The organism is Amycolatopsis echigonensis, from assembly GCF_002846615.1.
Taxonomy (GTDB): Bacteria; Actinomycetota; Actinomycetes; order Mycobacteriales; family Pseudonocardiaceae; genus Amycolatopsis; species Amycolatopsis echigonensis.
The window spans coordinates 835,521-855,645 of record NZ_PJMY01000003.1 but is presented as its reverse complement, the minus strand read 5'-3'; the positions used below and the strand labels follow the sequence as shown (position 1 = coordinate 855,645).

General features: G+C 69.6%; 21 protein-coding genes. 13 read left to right on the top strand and 8 right to left on the bottom strand.

The window, feature by feature from the left end; translation table 11 throughout:
• Positions 1 to 64: 64 nt before the first annotated feature.
• The 4 genes from ATK30_RS08475 (at position 65) to ATK30_RS08455 (ending at position 3,259) form a co-directional block, all read left to right on the top strand.
• A complete protein-coding gene (locus ATK30_RS08475; protein WP_101435102.1) occupies positions 65 to 511 on the top strand; it encodes a GreA/GreB family elongation factor in 447 nt (148 codons plus the stop codon).
• Positions 512 to 539: 28 nt separating this feature from the next.
• Positions 540 to 770: a hypothetical protein gene (locus ATK30_RS08470; protein WP_101435101.1), complete on the top strand. Its 231-nt coding sequence runs from the start codon at positions 540 to 542 to the stop codon at positions 768 to 770.
• 1,077 nt (positions 771 to 1,847) lie between these two features.
• Positions 1,848 to 2,681 carry a choice-of-anchor P family protein gene (locus tag ATK30_RS08460; protein WP_101435100.1) on the top strand — a complete coding sequence of 278 codons (834 nt, stop codon included), beginning with the start codon at positions 1,848 to 1,850 and terminating at the stop codon, positions 2,679 to 2,681.
• Positions 2,678 to 3,259, top strand: coding sequence for a class F sortase (locus ATK30_RS08455; RefSeq protein ID WP_101435099.1), 582 nt, complete (start codon positions 2,678 to 2,680; stop codon positions 3,257 to 3,259). The genes ATK30_RS08460 and ATK30_RS08455 overlap by 4 nt, the downstream gene beginning before the upstream one ends.
• Positions 3,260 to 3,317: 58 nt before the next feature.
• Here the strand turns inward: ATK30_RS08455 and ATK30_RS08450 are convergent, their stop codons facing one another.
• The gene (locus ATK30_RS08450; protein ID WP_101435098.1) at positions 3,318 to 3,812 is read right to left on the bottom strand and encodes a MarR family transcriptional regulator; all 495 of its coding nucleotides are present in this window, start codon (positions 3,810 to 3,812) and stop codon (positions 3,318 to 3,320) included.
• Between the two features lie 41 nt (positions 3,813 to 3,853).
• Positions 3,854 to 4,105 carry a hypothetical protein gene (locus tag ATK30_RS08445; RefSeq protein WP_101435097.1) on the bottom strand — a complete coding sequence of 84 codons (252 nt, stop codon included), beginning with the start codon at positions 4,103 to 4,105 and terminating at the stop codon, positions 3,854 to 3,856.
• Positions 4,106 to 4,209: 104 nt separating this feature from the next.
• Between ATK30_RS08445 and ATK30_RS08440 the strand changes: the two genes are divergently transcribed.
• Together ATK30_RS08440 and ATK30_RS08435 are read left to right on the top strand one after the other, a co-directional pair.
• The gene (locus ATK30_RS08440; protein ID WP_101435096.1) at positions 4,210 to 5,583 is read left to right on the top strand and encodes an FAD-binding oxidoreductase; all 1,374 of its coding nucleotides are present in this window, start codon (positions 4,210 to 4,212) and stop codon (positions 5,581 to 5,583) included.
• 146 nt (positions 5,584 to 5,729) lie between these two features.
• On the top strand, positions 5,730 to 7,496 hold the full coding sequence (locus tag ATK30_RS08435; protein WP_101435095.1) for an MFS transporter: 1,767 nt from the start codon (positions 5,730 to 5,732) through the stop codon (positions 7,494 to 7,496).
• Here ATK30_RS08435 and ATK30_RS08430 read toward each other — a convergent pair.
• The 3 genes from ATK30_RS08430 to ATK30_RS08420 form a co-directional block, all read right to left on the bottom strand.
• Entirely contained in the window at positions 7,462 to 7,677 is a 216-nt protein-coding gene (locus ATK30_RS08430; RefSeq protein ID WP_101440700.1) for a DUF1737 domain-containing protein, read from the bottom strand. The genes ATK30_RS08435 and ATK30_RS08430 overlap by 35 nt on opposite strands.
• A gap of 94 nt (positions 7,678 to 7,771) precedes the next feature.
• Entirely contained in the window at positions 7,772 to 8,446 is a 675-nt protein-coding gene (locus tag ATK30_RS08425) for a peptidylprolyl isomerase (RefSeq protein WP_101435094.1), read from the bottom strand.
• 41 nt (positions 8,447 to 8,487) lie between these two features.
• On the bottom strand, positions 8,488 to 8,742 hold the full coding sequence (locus ATK30_RS08420; RefSeq protein WP_037366742.1) for a DUF2631 domain-containing protein: 255 nt from the start codon (positions 8,740 to 8,742) through the stop codon (positions 8,488 to 8,490).
• A gap of 93 nt (positions 8,743 to 8,835) precedes the next feature.
• Between ATK30_RS08420 and dxr the strand changes: the two genes are divergently transcribed.
• From dxr to ispG, 3 genes are all read left to right on the top strand, one after another.
• Positions 8,836 to 10,032: a 1-deoxy-D-xylulose-5-phosphate reductoisomerase gene (gene dxr / locus ATK30_RS08415; RefSeq protein ID WP_101435093.1), complete on the top strand. Its 1,197-nt coding sequence runs from the start codon at positions 8,836 to 8,838 to the stop codon at positions 10,030 to 10,032.
• Between the two features lie 171 nt (positions 10,033 to 10,203).
• Positions 10,204 to 11,406 (top strand): M50 family metallopeptidase, encoded by a 1,203-nt coding sequence (locus ATK30_RS08410; protein ID WP_101435092.1) that lies wholly within the window; start codon positions 10,204 to 10,206, stop codon positions 11,404 to 11,406.
• 118 nt (positions 11,407 to 11,524) lie between these two features.
• Positions 11,525 to 12,676 (top strand): flavodoxin-dependent (E)-4-hydroxy-3-methylbut-2-enyl-diphosphate synthase, encoded by a 1,152-nt coding sequence (ispG, locus tag ATK30_RS08405; RefSeq protein WP_167441860.1) that lies wholly within the window; start codon positions 11,525 to 11,527, stop codon positions 12,674 to 12,676.
• Positions 12,677 to 12,960: 284 nt separating this feature from the next.
• Here the strand turns inward: ispG and ATK30_RS08400 are convergent, their stop codons facing one another.
• Positions 12,961 to 13,215, bottom strand: coding sequence for a hypothetical protein (locus tag ATK30_RS08400; RefSeq protein ID WP_101435090.1), 255 nt, complete (start codon positions 13,213 to 13,215; stop codon positions 12,961 to 12,963).
• 74 nt (positions 13,216 to 13,289) lie between these two features.
• On the opposite strand from ATK30_RS08400, the gene ATK30_RS08395 reads away from it, so the two are divergent.
• Together ATK30_RS08395 and ATK30_RS08390 are read left to right on the top strand one after the other, a co-directional pair.
• On the top strand, positions 13,290 to 14,114 hold the full coding sequence (locus tag ATK30_RS08395) for a helix-turn-helix domain-containing protein (protein ID WP_101435089.1): 825 nt from the start codon (positions 13,290 to 13,292) through the stop codon (positions 14,112 to 14,114).
• Positions 14,111 to 14,503, top strand: coding sequence for a VOC family protein (locus tag ATK30_RS08390; RefSeq protein WP_101435088.1), 393 nt, complete (start codon positions 14,111 to 14,113; stop codon positions 14,501 to 14,503). The genes ATK30_RS08395 and ATK30_RS08390 overlap by 4 nt, the downstream gene beginning before the upstream one ends.
• On the opposite strand, the gene ATK30_RS08385 is transcribed toward ATK30_RS08390, so the two are convergent.
• Positions 14,500 to 14,835: a cupin domain-containing protein gene (locus ATK30_RS08385; protein WP_101435087.1), complete on the bottom strand. Its 336-nt coding sequence runs from the start codon at positions 14,833 to 14,835 to the stop codon at positions 14,500 to 14,502. The genes ATK30_RS08390 and ATK30_RS08385 overlap by 4 nt on opposite strands.
• Positions 14,836 to 14,906: 71 nt before the next feature.
• On the opposite strand from ATK30_RS08385, the gene ATK30_RS08380 reads away from it, so the two are divergent.
• Complete coding sequence (locus ATK30_RS08380) at positions 14,907 to 15,845, top strand: GlxA family transcriptional regulator (protein ID WP_101435086.1); 939 nt, start codon at positions 14,907 to 14,909, stop codon at positions 15,843 to 15,845.
• A gap of 45 nt (positions 15,846 to 15,890) precedes the next feature.
• Here ATK30_RS08380 and ATK30_RS08375 read toward each other — a convergent pair whose 3' ends face one another.
• Positions 15,891 to 18,500 carry a fibronectin type III domain-containing protein gene (locus tag ATK30_RS08375; protein WP_101435085.1) on the bottom strand — a complete coding sequence of 870 codons (2,610 nt, stop codon included), beginning with the start codon at positions 18,498 to 18,500 and terminating at the stop codon, positions 15,891 to 15,893.
• Between the two features lie 235 nt (positions 18,501 to 18,735).
• Between ATK30_RS08375 and ATK30_RS08370 the strand changes: the two genes are divergently transcribed.
• On the top strand, positions 18,736 to 20,061 hold the full coding sequence (locus ATK30_RS08370; RefSeq protein ID WP_244194556.1) for a glycoside hydrolase family 27 protein: 1,326 nt from the start codon (positions 18,736 to 18,738) through the stop codon (positions 20,059 to 20,061).
• Positions 20,062 to 20,125: the final 64 nt, after the last annotated feature.

Below are 20,125 nucleotides of genomic sequence, written 5' to 3'. Positions count from 1 at the left end.
CGTGGGGGCCGGAAGCCTCCCGCTTGCCCGGCCCCCACGGACGTCCTCCGAAAGGCACCCCTTCATGTCGACGACCTCCTCGCGTCCCTGGCTGACCGCCGACGCGCACGCCCGCCTCGCCGCGGAACTCGCCGCCCTGCGACGCGAACCCGACCTCGCCGACGAAGACCGATTCGTGCGCGACCAGCACCGCCAGGCGCGGATCCGGCAACTGGAAGACCTGCTGCACAACGCCGTCGTCGGCGAGGACCCGCCCGACGACGGGATCGCCGAGCCCGGGATGGTCCTGACCGTCCGCTACGACGACGGCGACACCGAGACATTCCTGCTGGCCGCGCGCGACGAAGTCGGCACCGGTCTCGAGGTCTGCTCGCCGGACTCACCGCTCGGGCGGGCGCTGCACGGCGCCAAACCGGGGGAGCGGCGGGAGTACGAGGTGCCCAGCGGCGCGCTCGTGCGTGTCACCCTGGTCGAGGCTTATCCGTACGGGCGCTATCAGAGCCACGGCTGACGCCCGGATCGCGATTATCCTGGCAAGCGTGACCGACGAAGAGCTCATCATCGAGTTCGCCCTCACCCGGCTCGACAACCCGAGCCTCGACCTCGAGGAGGTCGCGGCGCTCGTCGTCCGCCGCGTCGGGCCGGACCAGATGCTCGACTTCGCCGCGCGCAACCTCGAGACGCGCGGCGAACTGCGGGGCGCGATGTTCGAGTCGGCCGTCGAACACGTCTTACGGGTCGTCCTGACCCTGCGCGGTCCGGCTGACTGAGCCGTGGACAACGCCTGCTCTTGACCGTGGACAGCGATCGGTTGAGGGCAAAACGGGCGGCGCGCTGGGATGACCGCAGAGCCGGCGGGCTGGCCGGGGTTGCGCCGCCCCGGCTCCCGTCTCTCGGGCGCGTTCTTGGACCTGAAGCGGGAAGCAGGGGACCCGTCCTACGACCGCATGCGCACGGAACTCGGTGCGGTGGCGTCGAAATCCGCTCTGTCGGCAGCGACGCGAGTGGCCCAGTGCGCTGGGCAGGAGCGGTCGAAGGGTGGCTGAAGAACACCGGCTCGGTCCCGTGATGCCGCTGTCTGCAGGTCGCGGGCGGCACCACGGTGCTGTGCCCGTCGCCGCCGCGCTTGCCGGTTCCGGATGCCGAACCGGGGCAGCTGGTCGAGATGAGCGTCCCGGCGACGCCGACCGGCACCGGCGTCTGCCGCGTGCTGTGGAAGATGGTCGACGAACGGGGCGCGCGCCGGGGTTCCGGACCGGAACGGGATTTTCTCTCAGGTCGCCGGCGCCGTGGAGTGGCCGAGGAAGCGCCAGAACGCGCCCGGAGTCCTTTTCGGACTGTCCGCAATCGCGCATTGGCCCTGGTCACCGACCTGGGAAGGAGAACCGTACCCTTTTTCCCGTTCGCTCGTTCCGCTCCCGCTGATTCCATTGTGGACAATTTCCGTCCGCGCGGGCGCCGGTTGCGGGACGAATTGGCGAACCGCGGAATGGTTGCCGTACTGTCGTAGCGGTCACATTACGGCGGGTGCCCGGTGGGAACCCTCCGAAGGATCACCCCTCTGGGTGGAGTGCGGGGCAATCCGCCATCGGGGCCCCGGTTCCGGTAGCTCAGCGTGAGATAGCGGCCGGGAGGCCGCCGCGTTACATCACTCTTTAGTGGTGAAATTGCGATAATTGTGGTCACTGAACCGTCGGGTGGGCGCGCTGTGCGACGGATCTTGCTTTGCGTTTCCCGGGCGGCTTGATAATGTCGCGGCCTGCCGGTGACCGACAGTTGTGCTCGGTCGCGCGTGGATTCGGGGATCCGTGCGGCGGCTTCATTCTTGATGTTCGGAAGGACAATTCATGCGTTCTGCCCTGCTGCGCGGACGGACCGTCGCGGTCGCCGTGCCCGCGCTGGCTTTGCTCGCCACCGCCGTCGCCCCGTCGGCGTTCGCCGCCCAGTCGCCCGCCGGCTCGGCTTACGGCGCGTCGGCGTCGGTCTCGCTGCTGCCCGGCGTGCTCGGCGGCAAGGGGATCACGGTCGACACCGGCAAGCTCGCTTCCTCCTCGACCGAGGGCCCGGCGTCCGCCCAGGTGGCGGACGTGCCGCTGAAGGGCCTCGTCACGGCGACGGCGATCAGCAGCTCCTCGAAGCAGGACGGCAGCAATGGCCCGGTCGACGCGAAGGCATCGATCGTCGACGCCGCGCTCCCGGTGCTCGCCCCGCTCGCCGGTTCCACCCCCACGGCCCGCGTGATCAGCTCCGAGTGCAAGTCCACCCCGGACGGCATCACCGCCTCGTCCGAGCTGGCCGGCCTCGACCTCGGCAAGATCGGCAAGCTCAAGCTCCCGGTCTCGGCCAACCCGAACCAGAAGCTCGGCATCGACGGCGTGGTGCAGGTGATCGTCAACGAGCAGGTCAAGCACTCCGACGGCAGCCTCACCGTGAACGCGCTGCACATCAAGCTCCTCGGCGGCGACGTCACCGGCGCGCTCGGCAAGGGCGACATCGTCCTCGCCTCGGCCACCTGCGCCAAGGTCGCGGGCAACCCGACCACCGCGCCGCCGACCACCCAGCCCACCGAACCGAGCAAGCCGGGCACCCCGCCCGCGCAGGGCCCCGGCCAGGTCAAGGTCGTGCCGGTCGGCGCGCCGGAGACCGGCGACGGCACGCTGGCCGCGGTGACCGCCCGGTGACGCGTTCCCGGTTCGGGCTTTTCGCGCTCCTGCTGGCTTTCGTCGCGAACTTCGCCCTGCTGGGCTGCGGTTCGGCGGATACCCCGCCCGCCGCGGCCCCGGCGAGTTCCGCGGCGGCCGTGCAGGACGTCGCGGACCCGGTCTCGCTCGACGTTCCCAGCATCGACGCGCATTCGTCGCTGGTGCCGCTCGGCCTCAACGACGACAAGACCGTCCAGGTGCCGCCGGTGGACCAGCCGCTGCAGGCGGGCTGGTACCACTTCGGCCCCAAACCGGGCCAGGTCGGACCGGCGGTCGTCCTCGGGCACATCGACGGCAACCACCAGAAGGGCATTTTCTGGCGGCTGCACGAGATGAAGAAGGGCGACAAGGTCCTGATCGGGCGCAAGGACGGGTCGAAGGCGTCGTTCACGGTGACCAAGGTGGACCAGATCGCGAAGAAGACGTTCCCCACCGAGGCCGTCTACGGCAACACCGCCGACTCGGAGATCCGCCTGATCACCTGCGGCGGCGCGTTCGACGCCGAAAAGAAGAGCTATCTCGACAACATCATCGTGTACGGCACGCTCGACAGCTGAGCGACTGGTACCGGGGCCTCGTCGTTTCGCGCTCGGGCGAAGCGGCGGGGCCCTTCCGTCATTCCCCGGAGAGTTCGTCGGTCGCGGCCCGGCCCGCTTCGGCGGTGCGACGCAGGAACCCGGCGATCAGCACGAGTTCGTCTTCGGTGTAGCCGGCGCACAATTCATCCATCGCCGAGTTCATCCCGCCGTACACGCGGAACAGTTCCTGCGTGCGTCCCGGCACCGCCCGCACGGTCACCGCGCGCCGGTCGGCCGCGTCGGGATCCCGTTCCCGCACCACCCATCCGCCGCGCTGCAGGCGGTCGAGGATGCCGGTCACGGTCGCCGGGTGCAGGCCCGCGCGGCGGGCGAGCGCGCTCGGGCTCAGCGGTCCGCCGGTCGAGATCAGTTCGAGGCAGTCGAGGTCGACGTCCTTGAGGTTCAGCCGTCCGCCGACCTGATGGTTCAGCAGCGACAGCTGATTGCGCAGTTCCCGCAGCGACTCCTTGAGGGCCACTGTGGTGCGCCGCCTGCGCCGCGCCGACTCCGTTCCGGATGCTCCGGACGCCATCTGCTCCGCCCTCCCGTTTCTCGCTGGTCAGCGTAGCCGGGTCAGGCAGCGGCGAGCAGCGCTTCCCCGGCCGGCGTCAGCACGGCGGGCACCGGCTGCCCGAACGGCCCCGGTTCCTTCGCGCGCAGCAGACCGGCGTGCGCCAGCGCGTGCGCGGTGAACTGGTCGCTGCACGGCAGGCCGTCCACGAACAGATCCGGCTCGCAGCTGCAGGTCAGCCGTCCGCGCCCGGCGGCGACGGCACGCAGCATCGAGATCCCGCGGCGGGTGACGGTGGTGACGGTGCTGTCCATGGCTGCCTCCTCGAAGCTCGCTCTCACTGATACGTCGAACGAGCAGCCCGGATTTCGACCTAACCTGACGGGGAAAAGCACACCGGAACAACGCGGGAGCCCTCATGCTGATCGACGACCTGCACACCGTCCTGCCGGACGACCGGATCGTGCGGGATCCCGACGTGCTGCGCAGCTACGCGCACGACGAGGCAGAGTGGGCCCCGTACGGCGAACCGGCGGTCCTGGTCCGCCCGCGCACCGCGGACGAGGTGCAGGCGATCGTGCGGCAGTGCCTCAAACACGGCACGCCGGTGGTGCCGCGCGGCGCAGGGACCGGACTGTCCGGCGGCGCGAATGCGCTGGGCGGGTGCGTCGTGCTGGCGACTGACCGGATGACCGCGGTCAAGGAGATCGACCCGGTGGAACGGCTCGCCGTCGTCGAACCGGGCGTGGTCAACGACGATCTGCGCGCGGCCTGCGCGGAACACGGGCTGTGGTACCCGCCGGACCCGGCCAGCTCGCCGTGGTCGACCATCGGCGGCAACGTCGCGACCAACGCGGGCGGCGTGTGCTGCGTGAAGTACGGCGTGACCCGCGACTACGTGCTCGGGCTGCAGATCGTCACCGGCACCGGCGAACTCGTCCGGCTCGGCCGCCGCACGGCCAAGGGTGTGGCCGGGTACGACCTCGCCGGGCTGATGGTCGGATCGGAGGGCACGCTCGGCGTCATCACCGAAATCACCGTGCGGCTGCGGGCGAAACGCGCACCGGAGGCGACCGTTGCCGGGTACTTCGACTCGACGGTCGCGGCGGGGGAGGCGGCCGCGGCGATCCGGGCGGCCGGGATCGTGCCCTCGGCGCTGGAGCTGGTGGACCGGCATTGCCTGGCCGCAGTGGACGCCTGGAAGAACATGGGCTTGTCCGCCGACGCGAACGTGGTGCTGCTCGGCCGCAGCGACGTGCCGGGCGGGCAGGAGGCCGCGGTGATGGTGGAGTGCTTCGAAAAAGCGGGCGCGACCTGGGCCGCGCAGTCGACCGACGAGGCCGAAGCGGACGCGCTCTTCGCCGCCCGGCGGTTGGCGTACCCGGCGCTCGAACGGCTCGGCCCGGTGCTCACCGAGGACGTCTGCGTGCCGACGCATCTGGTGCCGGAAATGCTCGCCCGGATCGATCTCGCGGCGCAGCGGCACAATACGCAAATCGCCAATATCGCGCATATCGGCGACGGGAATCTGCATCCGCTGCTGATTACGCCGAGCGGGGACGACGACGCGCAGCGCCGCGCGCAGGCCGCGTTCGACGACATCGTCGCCGACGCGCTCGAACTCGGCGGGACGGTGACCGGCGAGCACGGCGTCGGCCTGCTGAAGCGGCCCGGGCTGGAGAAAGAGCTGGGACCGGCGGTGCTCGACCTGCACCGCGCGGTCAAGAACGCCCTCGACCCGCACGGGATCCTCAATCCCGGAAAGGTCGTCGGCGGTCCCGTCCAGCGGTAACTCGACCGAGTGAAAGTAAACAGTCCACAAAGGATAGTCATCCGTTTGTGACCCTTGTCTCCCAGTCGTTTTCATTTGTTGGTTGCCTACCGCAAGCAACTTGCTTAGCCTAGCTAAGGGAACAGCTGGGAGAGGGGTTTTCGACAGTGGCGGAGCGCAGGACGTATTCGATCGCGGAACTCGGTCCGCGGTACAAGTGGATCGCGCTGTCCAACACGACGCTCGGGATGCTGATCGCGACGATCAACTCGTCCATCGTGCTGATCGCGCTGCCCGACATCTTCAAGGGCATCGGCATCAACCCGCTGGAACCGTCGAACACCAGCTACCTGCTGTGGATGATCATGGGCTTCCTCGTGGTCACCGCGGTGCTGGTGGTGGCGTTCGGCAGGCTCGGCGACATGTACGGCCGGGCCAGGATGTACAACCTCGGCTTCGCCGTGTTCACCGTCTCCTCGATCATGCTGGCGATCACCTGGTTCGGCGGAGACGCGGCCGCGCTGTGGCTGATCGGCTGGCGGATCGTGCAGGGTGTGGGCGGCGCGTTCCTGATGGCGAACTCGTCGGCCATCCTCACCGACGCGTTCCCGGCCAACCAGCGCGGGCTCGCGCTCGGCATGAACGGCGTCGCGGCCATCGCGGGCTCGTTCCTCGGCCTCGTGGTCGGCGGCGTGCTCGCACCGGTGAACTGGAACCTGATTTTCCTCGTCTCGGTGCCGTTCGGCCTCATCGGCACGGTGTGGGCGTACGTCAAACTGCACGACACCGGCGTCCGCCAGCACGCGAAAATGGACTGGTGGGGCAACATCACCTTCGCCGCGGGCCTGATCGCGGTGCTGGTGGGCATCACCTACGGAATCCAGCCGTACGGCACTTCGCAGACCGGCTGGGGCAGCCCGATGGTGCTGTCCTGCCTGATCGGCGGGGCCGCGGTGCTGATCGCGTTCGTCGTGATCGAGACGAAGGTGCCGAACCCGCTGTTCCGGCTGTCGCTGTTCCGGATCCGCTCGTTCAGCTGGGGCAACCTGGCGAACCTGACGGCGTCGCTCGGCCGCGGCGGGCTGCAGTTCGTGCTGATCATCTGGCTGCAGGGAATCTGGTTGCCGCAGCACGGTTTCACCTTCGAGCAGACGCCGCTGTGGGCCGGGATCTACATGCTGCCGCTGACCATCGGCTTCCTGGTGGCCGCGCCGACGTCCGGCGTCCTGTCCGACCGGATCGGCAGCCGCGCGCTCGCCTCCGGCGGCCTGGTCATCACCGCGGCGACCTTCCTGCTGCTGACGCTGCTGCCGGTGAACTTCGACTACTGGGCGTTCGCCGGGATCCTGCTGCTGAACGGCATCGGCATGGGCATGTTCTCCTCGCCGAACCGGGCCGAGGTGATGAACAGCCTGCCCGCCGACGCGCGAGGGTCCGGCGCGGGCATGATGACGACCTTCCAGAACGCGGCGATGGTGCTGTCGATCGGCTTCTTCTTCAGCCTGATCATCGCCGGTCTGTCGGACCACCTGCCGGTCGCGATGTCGCAGGGCCTGACCGAACACGGCGTCCCCGCCGCGGCCGCGCAACAGGTCGCCCACCTGCCGGCGGTCGCGGTGCTGTTCGCGGCGTTCCTCGGCTACAACCCGATCCAGCAGCTGCTGGGCGGCCAGCTCGCGCACCTGCCCGCGGACCAGGCGAACTTCCTGACCGGCCGGAGCTTCTTCCCGAACCTGATCTCGGGCCCGTTCCAGGACGGCCTCGCGGTGGCGTTCGGCTTCGCGATCGTGGTGTGCCTGATCGGCGCGGTGGCGTCGCTGCTGACGAAGGACAAGAAGAAGTCGTCGGAGTCAGTGGGCGAGGAACTGGCCGCGGTGGCCGGGGAATCGGGTGGCGGCCCTAGCGAGCTGGTTTCTCCGCGGAGTGACCGCTAGTCGCTTCCGGCCACAGCAGCGCCTGGGCGACGATTACGTTCTCGCCGTTGAAGGTCAGCGCAGGGCCCTCGTGCAGGCGGTAGCCGAGCGCGAGGGCTTCGCTGACCCGGCGGCAGAAGGCGGCGTCGTCGGGACCGGTGAGGACTCGGTAGGAGGGCAGCCCGTCCGGGGGTGTGCTCATGCCGGTCATGATTTCAGGGCTGCCGCCGTCGCGGCTACGAAGATCGCCACGGACTTCCGTTGCTCCGGCGAGTCCACGCTTACGGGGCCGTGAGTCACCAGCCGAAGCTGACCGAGCGGATCTTCACCGGGTGCCTGGGCGCGCCGTCGAGCGGGCCGTTCGGGTCGGTCGGGATGATGCCGTCGGCGACCATCCGGTCGAGGACGTCCATGCCGCGCACCACCTTGCCGAGCACCGAGTACTTCGCCGGAATGTGCGCGAAGGAGTGCACGATGAAGAACTCGGACCCGTTGGTGCCCGGACCCTGGTTGCCCATCGCGACGGTGCCGCGCCCGTAGGTCTCCGCGCCGGTCACCTCGTCCGGGAATTTGTAGCCCGGACCGCCTTTTTCGACCTCGTAGATGTCGCCGCACTGCAGGACGCCGAGGCGTGCCGAGTTCGTCAGCCGCCAGCATTGCGAGCGGTCGTAGAAGTGCTGCAGCACCAGGCTGGTCATGTTCGCGACGGCGCACGGCGCCGCCCCGGCGCGGTTGAGCCGTACGGTGACCGGGCCGTAGTTGTAGTGGAAGGTGACGTCGACCGTCCCGCGGGTGAGCGCGAACGGCAGCGGGCGCAGCACTGGGCGCGCCGCCGGGTTGTCCGGGGTCGGCGTGAAGGTGCAGCTCACCACTGGCGGCTTCGCCGAGGGGGCAGCGCTGGCCGGGGCCGCGGCGCACAGGGAAAAACCGGCGATGACGGCGGCCGCGAGCGCGGCCCAGCGTGGCTTCATGGGCCCGGAAACTAGCGAAAGCGCGGTCCGGGCACCAGTGCTTACTTGCGCCAGGCGGTGCGGCTCTTGCGCAGGTCGAGCAGCAGGAGCAGGACGATGAACGCGGCCAGCCCGACGAGCCACACGTTCTCGGTGTTGTTCTCGTGGTTGCCCTTGAGCATCAGCAGCAGGATGACCGCGGAGACCCAGCCCGCGATGCGGGTGGCCTTCGGGAACGAGCCGTGCCAGCCCCACTCCGCCGACGGCTCGTCGCGCGGGTCGACCTCGGGGCGCTTCTCGACCGCCTTGCCTGCCACGACCACTCCTTTAAACCGCCTGACATTGTGCTCCCGCATGATCCCACACCGCTGGCCGCCGCGCGGACAGGACCCGGGCCATAATGCTTGCTGATGACTACTTCGCGAAGCGTCCTCGTGCTGGGTTCCACCGGGTCGATCGGGACCCAGGCGCTCGACGTCGCCGCACGTAACCCGCATTTGTTCACGATCGCCGGCCTCGCCGCCGGCGGATCCGACCCGGCGACGCTCGCCGAGCAGGCGATCGCGCACGAAGTAGCGGCCATCGCCGTGACGAAGCCCACGGCGGTCGAAGACGTGCAGCTCGCGCTGTACGCCGAGGCCCAGCGCAGGGGGTACGCGAAGGGCGAATTCCGCCTCCCGCGCATCCTCGCCGGCGCCGACGCCGTGGCCGAGCTGATCGAATCGGTGCCGGTCGACGTCGTGCTCAACGCGGTGCCCGGTTCCCAGGGCCTCGACCCGACGCTGCGCGCGCTCGCCACCGGCGCGACGCTCGCGCTGGCCAACAAGGAATCCCTCATCGCGGGCGGCCCGCTGGTGCTCGCCGCGGCCAAGCCGGGACAGCTGGTGCCGGTCGACTCCGAGCATTCGGCGATGGCGCAGGCGCTGCGTTCCGGGGAGGACAACGAGGTCGCCCGGCTCGTTCTCACCGCGTCCGGGGGGCCGTTCCGCGGAAAGCAGCGCGCGGACCTCGGCGAGGTCACCGTCGAGCAGGCGATGGCGCATCCGACGTGGTCGATGGGCCCGCTGGTCACCATCAACTCGGCGACGCTGGTGAACAAGGGCCTGGAGCTGATCGAGGCGTCGCTGCTGTTCGGCATCGAACCGGCGAAGATCGACGTGACGGTGCACCCGCAGTCCATCGTGCACTCGATGGTCACCTTCGCCGACGGTTCCACGATCGCCCAGGCGAGTCCGCCGGACATGCGGCTGCCCATCGCGCTGGCGCTGAACTGGCCGCACCGCGTGCCCGGCGCGGCCGCCGCGTGCTCCTGGGACAAGGCGGCGAGCTGGACGTTCGAGCCGGTCGACAACGAGGCGTTCCCGGCCGTGGAGCTGGCTCGCGAAGCGGGTACCGCGGGCGGTTGCCTTCCCGCCGTTTTCAACGCGGCGAACGAGGAATCGGTGGCCGCGTTCCTGGCGGGCAAGGCCGGTTTCCTGTCGATTGTGGACACCGTGTCGCGGGTGGTGTCCGACGCGGACGAATGGCGGCGCGAACCCCGCGACGTCGCGGACGTGCTGGCCGCGGAGCAGTGGGCTCGCACGCGGGCCGCCGAGCTGCTGGGATGAGCGCGACCGGTGCGCGGAGCCGCGCCGGTCGATGCAACACTGGTTTCACGCTGGCGGCGGATACTCGAACCCGGAACTTCCCGGGTGGTCTCACCGCCTGAAGCCGTGGAAGACGACGAACCTGCCGCCACCGCATCGCGGGCCGCGGCTGAGGGGTGAGGTGCAAGGCCCGTGCTTGCCTATGTGATCGGCGTGGTGCTTTTCGCGCTCGCGATCTGTGTTTCGGTCGCGTTGCACGAAGCGGGCCACATGGTCACCGCCCGGATGTTCGGGATGCGGGTCCGCCGGTACTTCGTCGGCTTCGGGCCGACGGTGTTCTCCTTCCGGCGCGGCGAGACCGAATACGGCCTCAAGGCGATCCCGCTCGGCGGCTTCTGCGACATCGCGGGCATGACCGCGCTCGACGAGGTCACCGCGGAAGAGGCGCCGCGCGCGATGTGGCGGTTCAAGGCGTGGAAGCGGACCGTCGTGATGTCGGCCGGTTCCATCACGCACTTCCTGCTCGGCTTCATCGTGCTGTTCGCCATGGCCGCGACCATGGGCCTGCCGAACGTGGACCAGAAGCCGATCGTCTCGACCATCTCCGACTGCGTGCGCGGCGGCACCACGGTCGACCAGGTCAACAACCCGGTCTGCCAGCCCGGCGACCCGGCCCCGGCGAAGAAGGCGGGCCTGCTGCCCGGCGACGTCGTGGTCTCGGTGGCGGGCAAGCCCACCCCCACCTGGAACGAGATGGTGACCCAGGTCAAGGCGGTCTCCGGACCGGTCCCGGTGGTCGTCGAGCGCGGCGGGAAGCAGCAGACGTTCGTCGTGGACGTGCCGAAGGTGACCCGCCCCGCCGCGAACGGCGGCACCGAATCGGTCGGCGCGGTCGGCGTCGGGGTAGCCAAGACCATCCACTACAGCGTGCTCGGCGCGTTCGGCGGCGCGACCTCGTTCACCGGCGACATGTTCGCCCGCACGTGGGACGGGCTGATGGCCTTCCCGAAGCGCATCCCGGCGGTCTTCAACTCGATCTTCGGTGCCGAGCGCGACCCGAACACCCCGGTCAGCGTGGTCGGCGCGAGCAGGCTCGGCGGCGAAGCGGTCGAGGCCGGGCTCTGGCAGGTCTTCCTGCTGCTGCTGGCCAGCCTGAACTTCTTCATCGGCGTGTTCAACCTGCTCCCGCTGCTGCCGATGGACGGCGGGCACATCGCGATCGTCTGGTACGAGAGGGTCCGCGACTGGCTGCGCAGCCTGCGCGGCAAACCCGCGGGCGGCCCGGTCGACTACACGAAACTGTCCGCGATCACGATGGTGCTGGTCGTGATCGGCGGCGGTGTCACGCTGCTCACGGTGACCGCGGACATCGTCAACCCGATCCGCCTGCAGTAACCGCGCGCATCGGCCGGGTCACGCGTCCGTGCCCGGCCGCCCGACCGGGGGTAACGCTGCTCACCGCGTCGGCTGACTTCGTTGAACCGGACCCGGGCGAGGTGGGTACGCTGGAAGCGTGACCGTCGCGCTAGGTATGCCCGCTCTGCCCCCGCCCGTTCTCGCCGAGCGCCGCAAGACCCGCCAGCTGATGGTGGGATCGGTGGGAGTCGGCAGCGACCACCCGATCTCGGTGCAGTCGATGACCACGACGCTGACCTCCGACGTCAACGCCACCCTGCAGCAGATCGCCGAGCTGACCGCGGCCGGCTGCGACATCGTGCGCGTCGCGTGCCCGTCGGCCGACGACGCCGAGGCGCTGCCCGCGATCGCGAAGAAGTCGCAGATCCCGGTGATCGCCGACATCCACTTCCAGCCCAAGTACGTGTTCGCCGCCATCGAGGCAGGCTGTGCCGCGGTGCGGGTGAACCCGGGCAACATCCGCAAGTTCGACGACCAGGTCAAGGAAATCGCGCAGGCCGCGAAGGACCACGGCACGCCGATCCGGATCGGCGTCAACGCCGGGTCGCTGGACAAGCGGCTGCTCGAGAAGCACGGCAAGGCCACCCCGGAAGCGCTCGCCGAATCGGCGATGTGGGAGGCCTCGCTGTTCGCCGAGCACGATTTCCACGACATCAAGATCTCGGTGAAGCACAACGACCCGGTCGTGATGGTGCGTGCCTACGAGATCCTCGCCGAGCAGTGCGATTACCCGCTGCACCTGGGCGTGACCGAGGCCGGGCCCGCGTTCCAGGGCACGATCAAGTCCGCCGTCGCGTTCGGCGCGCTGCTGCGCCAGGGCATCGGCGACACCATCCGGGTGTCGCTGTCCGCGCCGCCGGTGGAGGAGGTCAAGGTCGGCACGCAGATCCTGCAGTCGCTGAACCTGCGGCCGCGGAAGCTGGAGATCGTGTCGTGCCCGTCGTGCGGGCGCGCGCAGGTGGACGTGTACACGCTCGCCGACCAGGTCACCGCCGGACTGGAGGGGATGGAAATCCCGCTGCGCGTCGCGGTGATGGGCTGCGTCGTGAACGGCCCCGGCGAGGCCCGCGAGGCCGACCTCGGCGTCGCCTCCGGCAACGGCAAGGGCCAGATCTTCGTGAAGGGCGAGGTCATCAAGACCGTGCCGGAGCACGCGATCGTGGAGACCCTGATCGAAGAGGCCATGCGCATCGCCGAGGAATCCGGCGAGTCGATCGGCGAGGGTTCGCCGAGCGTCACCGTCGGCTGAGTTTTGGGGTGCGGAAGGGCTCCTCGGTTTTGGCCGGGGAGCCCTTCGCTGGTTGAGCGGCGTTCCAGCAGGACGACGGGGATCTGGCGTCCGGAAGCGGCCTCGGGCTCGGCCGATTTCGAGGCCCCGCGCGATCTGTTCCGCGCCGCCGTGGCGACGGTCCGCGGATTCGCCGTGAGATTGCGGTGCGACAACTGGGCCCCGACGTGGTGCGCGAGAATCGGCGGGCGGAGCCTCGGGAGGCGTTGCCGGACGGGAACAGCCAGTCGCCGCCGGACACCGACTCAGCCGCGCAAATGATGTTGCGCGGCTTCGCGGATCTGGATCCGCACGTTTTCCAGCGAGGCCGCGACCTCGTCGATCTGCCGGATCGCGATCTGCACCGAGCCCTGGATCGCCGTCGCGCTGCCGGTTTCGCCGAGCAGGCCGACGACCTGAGCCTGCAGATCTTCCAGCTCGCCTTTGGTGGCGAGGGCGATTCCGGTCGGCACCTGGTCGGCCAGCAGTTCGAGCTGCTGCGCCTGTTCCTGGATCGTCATCGGGCTTCTCCTCATCGTGGGGACCGCTCTCCCGTGGTAGCAGAATCCCGGCCGGTCCGGGCTAGCCTGGTCGCGTGAGTCACAGCTGGGCCGCCCGTCCGCCGCATCCGGTGTTGCGGGGGCTGGTCACGCGCTACGTCGGCTACGCACAGGAGAACGTCACCCTCGAAGTGCACCGCGGGCTGCCGTCGCGGCATCTCACGCTCGTGATCAGCCTCGAGAAGCCCATCCGGTACGCGGGGCTCGCCGGGCCCGGAGAGCTGCAGAGCGTGGTCGGCGGCCTGCACACCGAACCCGCGCTGATCACGCAGGACCGTGTGCAGCGCGGCGTGCAGCTGGAGCTGGATCCGCTCGGAGCGCGGACGCTGCTGGGTGTCACGGCCGCCGAGCTGACCGGCCGGGTGACCGACCTCGCCGACTTCGGCGGCGACCTCGCTCGTCTGCCGGACCGGCTGGCCGAGGCCGAGGACTGGCGCGCCCGGTTCGCGATCGTCGACCAGGTGCTGGCCGCGCGGGCGGTCGAACCCGCTGATACGCCGCCGGAGCTGGACCGCGCGTGGCACGAGCTGCGCCGCAGCGGCGGGCAGTTGCGCGTCGGCGAGCTGGCGGACGAGGTCGGCTGGAGCCGACGGCATCTGGGGGAGCGGTTCCGCGCCGAGCTGGGGCTGGCCCCGAAGCAGGCAGCGCGCGTGCTGCGGTTCGAGCGCGCGGTCCGCTTGCTGCGTGCCGGGCACCGTGATCTGGCCGGAATCGCTTACGCCGCTGGGTATTACGACCAGGCGCACTTCTCGAACGAGTGGCGCGCGCTGGCGGGTTGCTCGCCGCGGACGTGGATGGCGGAGGAGCTCCCGTTTCTCCAAGACGAGACGAAGTCCGCCGCCGCAGAATCTGGGGCATGACACCACAACCGACGGTATGGCCCGCCTTCCGTTACAACGACGCGCGCGGCGCGATCCGTTTCCTCACGGACGTTCTCGGCTTCGAAGAGACCCTCGTGGTACCCGGCGAAAACGGCGTCGCGCACGCTGAACTCCGGTGGCCGGAAGGCGGGGCCGTGATGTTGGGCAGTTGCGGCGGCCCCGCGGACGGCGTCCACGACGAGATGAAACCCGGTGCCAGCGCGGCGTACGTGGTCTCCGATCGCGTGGACGAGATCTACGCCCGCGTGCGCGAAGCCGGTGCCGAAATCAGCCTGGAGCTGCACGACACCGGCTACGGCTCGCACACGTTCACCGTCCGCGACCCTGAGGGGAACGCCTGGACGGTCGGGAGTTACCGCGGCGCTTAGCCCTCGGGGTAGAAGACGAACAACGTGCAGCCGGTCTCCGTCGCCGGGACGTGCCACGAACCGGCCGGGGCGTGGATGAACGTGCCGGCCGGGTAGTCGCGGGCGCCGTCGTTGAAGGTGCCGGAGACGACGAAGACCTCTTCGGGACCGGGCTCGTGCACGTCGCGTTCGGGCCAGGTGCTGCCGGGATCGAACTCGACCACGTTGGCGTGCGCGCCGTTTTCGCCCTTCCACAGCGGACGGAGGCGGATGCCGGGGAACAGGTGCTTCACCGGTGCTTCGCCGACCGGGACCGAGGTGTAGCCCGGCTGGGCAAGGATTTCGGAGTGCATGGGCCCCAGCTTGGCTTCCCCGGCGAACGCGGGACAGTGTCAGGAAAGACGTCATAGAGTACTTTCTTGCCATGCATCGCGTGGTGGCTCTCGTCCGGCCGGCGCAGTCGACGTTCGAACTCGGCTGCGGCATGGAGGTGTTCGGCACGGTCAGGGACGGCGTGCCGCAGCACTACGAATTCGAGGTGTGCACGGAAAACCCCGGTCCGGTGCCGACCACGGCCGGATATGAGATCCACGTGTCCAGCGGGCTTTCCGCGCTCTCGAAGGCCGACACGGTGCTGATCCCCGGCTGGACGCCCGTCGAAACGCCGCTTTCGCCGAAGGTGCGCCGGGCATTGCTGCGCGCGCACGAACGAGGCGCGCGGCTGGTCACGATCTGCTCGGGCGTATTCGCGCTGGCCCAGACCGGGCTGCTGAACGGCAGAACCGCGACGACGCACTGGGCGCGGATCGACCAGTTGCGCCGGGATTTCCCGGAAGTGCGGGTCGAACCGGATGTGCTCTACGTGGACCACGGCGACGTCGCGACGAGCGCGGGTGCGGGAGCGGGCATCGACCTGTGCCTGCACCTGGTCCGGCGCGATCACGGCGCGGCGCACGCGGCGCTCATCTCGCGGCACATGGTGATGCCGACCCACCGCGAGGGCGGCCAGGTGCAGTACGTGCCGCGGCCGGTGTCCGCGGACGCGTCCTTGGACGGGCTGCTCGAGTGGGCGGGAGAACGTCTGGGCACGCCGCTGTCGGTCGAGGATTTGGCTGCCCGCTTGAGGATTTCCCCGCGGACGCTGGCCCGCCGGTTCGCCGGTCAGCTCGGGACGAGTCCGGGTGCGTGGCTCTTGTCGCGGCGAGTGGCCGAGGCGCGGCGATTGCTGGAGGAGACGGACCTGCCGGTGGACGCGATCGCGGTGCGAGTCGGCTTGGCGTCCGCGGTGAACTTGCGCCGCCGGTTCCGGGCGCAGGTGGGGACGACTCCGGGGGCGTACCGGAGGGCGTTCCGCCTGGGATGATCGGCGCGCACCGGCAGGGAGGTCCGGTACGCGCCGATCACCGGGTTACGCGGTGGTGGCTTGCACCGTCACCGCGGGGCCGACGCCGGTTCCGGTGACGGCGGCGATGGTGAACGTGTACGCGGTGCCGGACTTCAGCCCGTCCACGACGCGGGTCATGCCCTTCTGCGTGGGCTGGCTGACGATCGTGTCGCGTCCGGTGACCTCGATGGTGCGGCCGTCGGACACGGTGATCCGGTAGCCGATCACCGGGGTGGACCCGGTTTCCTTCGGCGGCGTCCAGTGGATGCTCGCCGCGTCCGCGCTCGGCAGCGCCTTCGCCCCGGTCGGAGCGGCAGCCAACTGGGTGCCCGGCTGTCCGACGGTGACCGGCGCCGACGGCAGCGACGGCAGACCGGTGCCGAACCGGTTGCGCGCGGCGACCGTGACCGTGTACGTCTGGCCGTCCGTCAACTTCGGGATCACGGCATACCCAGTGCGCGCGAAGTCGTTGGCGGACACCGAACTCGTCACGCTGTTCTTGCCGTCCGAAGCCGTCAGCACGTAGTCCTGCACCGGCGCGCCGTTCTCCGCGACCGTCGGGTTCCAGGTCGCGTAGAGCTGGCCGGACACCGGGAAGGTGCCGATCCGCGTCGGAGCCTGAGGAGCGGAGTCACCGTCGACCCGGCGGTTCAGCACCGAACGGTGGCCCGGTTCGATGCCCGCGTTGTCCACAATGGACTTAGGCGCGGCGGCAGGGTTGTTCAGCAGGTGGTTTCCCGAGGTGAGGACGCCCCTCTTGTTGCCGTCCGGATCGCCCTGCTCCCAGTAGTTGTCGGAGATGACGGTCGGGTCATTGTTGCCGAGCGAGTCGCGGTAGTCCACGTGCGTGGACGCGACGTTGGCGTACGCCGCGTGGTAGAGCACGTTGCCGGAAACGGTTTCGTAGGTGCAGCCGTTGTCGGTGTAGACGGACTTGCCGAGGCCCCACTGGTCGTAGATGACGTTCCCGGTCACCTTCTCGCCCTCGGCCTGCGACGGACCGGTGATGCCCTGGGTGTAGACGCCGCCGCCGTCGTCCAGCGAAAGCATGTAGTCGTGGATCAGGTTGTCCGACACCACGTTGTTGCGCGAGACGTTCGGCGTCGCGGCCTGCTTGATCTTGTCCGGCCAGCCGCCCCAGCCCATCGAGATGCCGGAGTACGCGACGTGGTCGATCTGGTTGTGCGACACGACGTTGTCCTGCGAGTACCCGTTGACGATCGGGACCCCGCCGGTGAATTCGCGCGGCATGCCGTACAGGTGGTTGTCGGTCACCTTGACCCGCGCGGTCACGTCGGCGCCAGACGCGGTGGGCTTGCTGACCCCGCCGATCTCGACGCCGTTGCCGGAGATGTCGGTGAACACGCTGTCGGACACGCTGCTGTCCTGCGCTCCTTCGCCGAGGTCGAGTCCGGCGGCGCCGAGGTGCGCGAAGACGGTGTCCTGGAACTCGATCCGCTGCCCGTGCGACATCGAGACGTTGCCGGGTTCCTTCGTCCAGTCCGCGTACGGGCAGGTGCCGCCGGGAGTGAACTGGCACAGGCCCTGCGTGGCCCAGCCGCGGTCGCCGGTGATCCGGTAGCCGGCCTGGATTTCCGAGAAGCCTTCCGGCGACGACGGTTCGAGCCAGGTCGCGTAGGAGAACTGGATGCCGCGGAAGGAGATGTCGTGGATCGGCGCTTCGGCGGTGCCGCGGCCGTCCACGAGCTTCTCCAGCGCGGGCATCTCGACGTCGGCCCAGTGCAGGTTCTCGCCCTTGCGCGGCAGGTAGTACACGGTGTGCGCGGAACGGTCGAGATACCACTCGCCGGGGGTGTCCAGCAGCTCGAAGGCATTCTCCACATAGGACGGTTGGCGTCCGTTGGTGAGATCGCCGGGGCCGACCATGTTGACGGAACGGCCGGGGATGTCGGCGAACATCACGCGGCGGGTCGAGTTGTCCCAGCACGGCTGCGCCATGGTGATTGTCGTGCCCTGCGCCGAGGCGACCGGGCAGCGCGGCTCGGTCCACTGGCCGAGGCCGTTGCGTTCGACGTTCCACAACGCCTCGCCGCCGGTGTACACGAGTTCGAGGTCGCTCGGGTTCCGCCAGTGCGCCATGGTGTCCGCGGACGCGGTGTACCCGGTGGCGGTCGCCTGCACGTTCACCGGAAGCCGTCCGGACGTTCGCTGCGCGCGGACGCCGTCGACGTACAGCTGGCGAGTGTTGTCCACCCCGGCGGGCGCGGGCGCGGAGTAGAGACCAGGACGTCCGGTGACGGGACGCCAGCCGGTGACCTGCTTGCCGCCGCTGACCACGGTGCCCGGCGAGCCCTGCCAGACCACCCGGTGGCCGTTCGTGCCGGAATCGGCCGCATCGAGTTCGAGCGGTTTGTCGAGCCGGTAGGTACCGGACGCGACGTGCACGGTCAGGTCGGAGTTCAGGTGCGCGGCGCGCTGCCGGACGAGCTGCTGGGCGCGGGGCAGCGTGCGCACCGGCGACCAGACGGCGCCGGACCCGGAATCGTTGCCCCACGGCGAGACGTAGACGTCCTGGCTGCCCGGCGACGCCGCGGCCGCACCGGCGGGCAGCAGCGCGGTCGCGGCCACCACCGCCGCGGCCAACCCGAGGGAGCGCGCTGGTCTGAGCTTCATCCGGGACCTCCGTGTTCGCCAGTGAACGACGCGAGTCCGCGCCGAGAGAAAGATAGGATCTATTCGCCGTCGTGTCGAGAGGCCGCTGGCGAGAATTCTCCGCATTCACGGTGGTGAACAGGGTTGATCCGGTCGGCGGCTTCCGTCCCGGCTAGCGGTCATTGATCCGATGAATCATTGCTGTCGGAGCTCTGGCGCGCGTACAACGAAGCGATCCCCGGGAGAGGTGGTCGCGATGAAGCGAAGTCGGATCGGTGTGCTGGCCTCGGCGGTAGCGGTGCTCTTCGGAGCGCTCGCCGGTACCGCGGCGGCGGACGATCAGTCGATCGAGTCCTGGACGCCGGTGGCGAGAACGCCGCCGATGGGCTGGAGCAGCTGGAGCTCGCTGCGCCGGAAGTTCACCGAGGACACGCTCAAGGCCCAGGCCGACGTCCTGCACGACCGGCTCGCCGCCTACGGGTACCGGTACCTCAACATCGACGCGGGCTGGACCGACCACGTCGACGAGTTCGGCCGGGTCGCGCCGGATCCGGCGAAATTCCCCAGCGGCATCGCCTCGCTGGCTCGGTACCTGCACCAGCGCGGCCTGAAATTCGGCATCTACCTGGTGCCCGGCGTCCCGGCGCAAGCGGTCGCGGCCGATTCGCCGGTCGAGGGCACGCCGTACCGGGTGCACGACATCGTCATGCCCGGCGCGGGCAACACCGCGGACGACAAATCCGCGAAACTCGACTTCAGCAAGCCCGGCGCGGCCGCGTACGTCCGCTCGCAGGCGCGGCAGCTGGCCTCGTGGGGCGTCGACTACGTCAAGATGGACTTCGTCGGCCCCGGCGGCGGAAAGATCCCCGCGGACAACCGGGAGGACATCCGGCAGTGGCACGCGGCGATCCAGGCCACCGGCCGGCCGATCCACTTGGAACTGTCGAACTCGCTCAGCATCGCCGAGGCCGCGACCTGGCAGCGCTACAGCAACGGCTGGCGGATCGAGGGCGACATCGAGTGCTACTCGCACTGCGTCGGCCTCACGAACTGGGACGTGCGGGTCAAGCTCCGCTTCGCCGACGCTCCCCAGTGGACGCAATACGCCGGCCCCGGCCACTGGAACGACCTGGACTCCATCGAGGTCGGCAACGGTGATGCGAACGGCATCACCCCGGACGAGCGGCAGAGCGTGATGACGCTGTGGGCGATCGAAGCCTCGCCGCTGCTGCTCGGCACCGACCTGACCAAGCTGGACCCGGACGACCTGAAGCTGCTGACCAACCGCGAAGTGCTGGCCGTTGACCAGGCGGGCCGACCAGCGCGTCCGGTCTCGCAGGAAACGCAGCAGCAGGTGTGGTTCAGCCCCGACGGCCGGGGCGGGGTGACGGTCGCGCTGTTCAACCTCGGTTCGACGGAAGCCCCGGTCACGGCGTCGTGGCAGGACCTAGGGCTGCGTGGCCCGGCGGCGGTGCGGGATCTGTGGACGCACCGGAACCTGGGCGTGAGCCGGGACAGCTTCACCGCGACACTGGCCCCGCACGCTTCGCGGCTGCTGCACCTGGTCCCGCGGCAGCACTGAGCCGACGACTGAAGCTCCGTGAAGGGCTCCTTGAGGGAATCTGATTCCCTCAAGGAGCCCTTCA

Bases quoted from the DNA above. Each gene is read 5' to 3' on its own strand.
- ATK30_RS08460 (WP_101435100.1), top strand. From the start codon at position 1,848: ATGCGTTCTGCCCTGCTGCGCGGACGGACCGTCGCGGTCGCCGTGCCC.
- ATK30_RS08450 (WP_101435098.1), bottom strand. From the start codon at position 3,812: ATGGCGTCCGGAGCATCCGGAACGGAGTCGGCGCGGCGCAGGCGGCGC.
- ATK30_RS08430 (WP_101440700.1), bottom strand. From the start codon at position 7,677: ATGAGCACACCCCCGGACGGGCTGCCCTCCTACCGAGTCCTCACCGGT.
- dxr (WP_101435093.1), top strand. From the start codon at position 8,836: ATGACTACTTCGCGAAGCGTCCTCGTGCTGGGTTCCACCGGGTCGATC.
- ATK30_RS08445 (WP_101435097.1), bottom strand. From the start codon at position 4,105: ATGGACAGCACCGTCACCACCGTCACCCGCCGCGGGATCTCGATGCTG.
- ATK30_RS08370 (WP_244194556.1), top strand. From the start codon at position 18,736: ATGAAGCGAAGTCGGATCGGTGTGCTGGCCTCGGCGGTAGCGGTGCTC.
- ATK30_RS08400 (WP_101435090.1), bottom strand. From the start codon at position 13,215: ATGACGATCCAGGAACAGGCGCAGCAGCTCGAACTGCTGGCCGACCAG.
- ATK30_RS08475 (WP_101435102.1), top strand. From the start codon at position 65: ATGTCGACGACCTCCTCGCGTCCCTGGCTGACCGCCGACGCGCACGCC.
- ATK30_RS08375 (WP_101435085.1), bottom strand. From the start codon at position 18,500: ATGAAGCTCAGACCAGCGCGCTCCCTCGGGTTGGCCGCGGCGGTGGTG.
- ATK30_RS08425 (WP_101435094.1), bottom strand. From the start codon at position 8,446: ATGAAGCCACGCTGGGCCGCGCTCGCGGCCGCCGTCATCGCCGGTTTT.
- ATK30_RS08390 (WP_101435088.1), top strand. From the start codon at position 14,111: ATGACACCACAACCGACGGTATGGCCCGCCTTCCGTTACAACGACGCG.
- ATK30_RS08440 (WP_101435096.1), top strand. From the start codon at position 4,210: ATGCTGATCGACGACCTGCACACCGTCCTGCCGGACGACCGGATCGTG.
- ATK30_RS08380 (WP_101435086.1), top strand. From the start codon at position 14,907: ATGCATCGCGTGGTGGCTCTCGTCCGGCCGGCGCAGTCGACGTTCGAA.
- ATK30_RS08385 (WP_101435087.1), bottom strand. From the start codon at position 14,835: ATGCACTCCGAAATCCTTGCCCAGCCGGGCTACACCTCGGTCCCGGTC.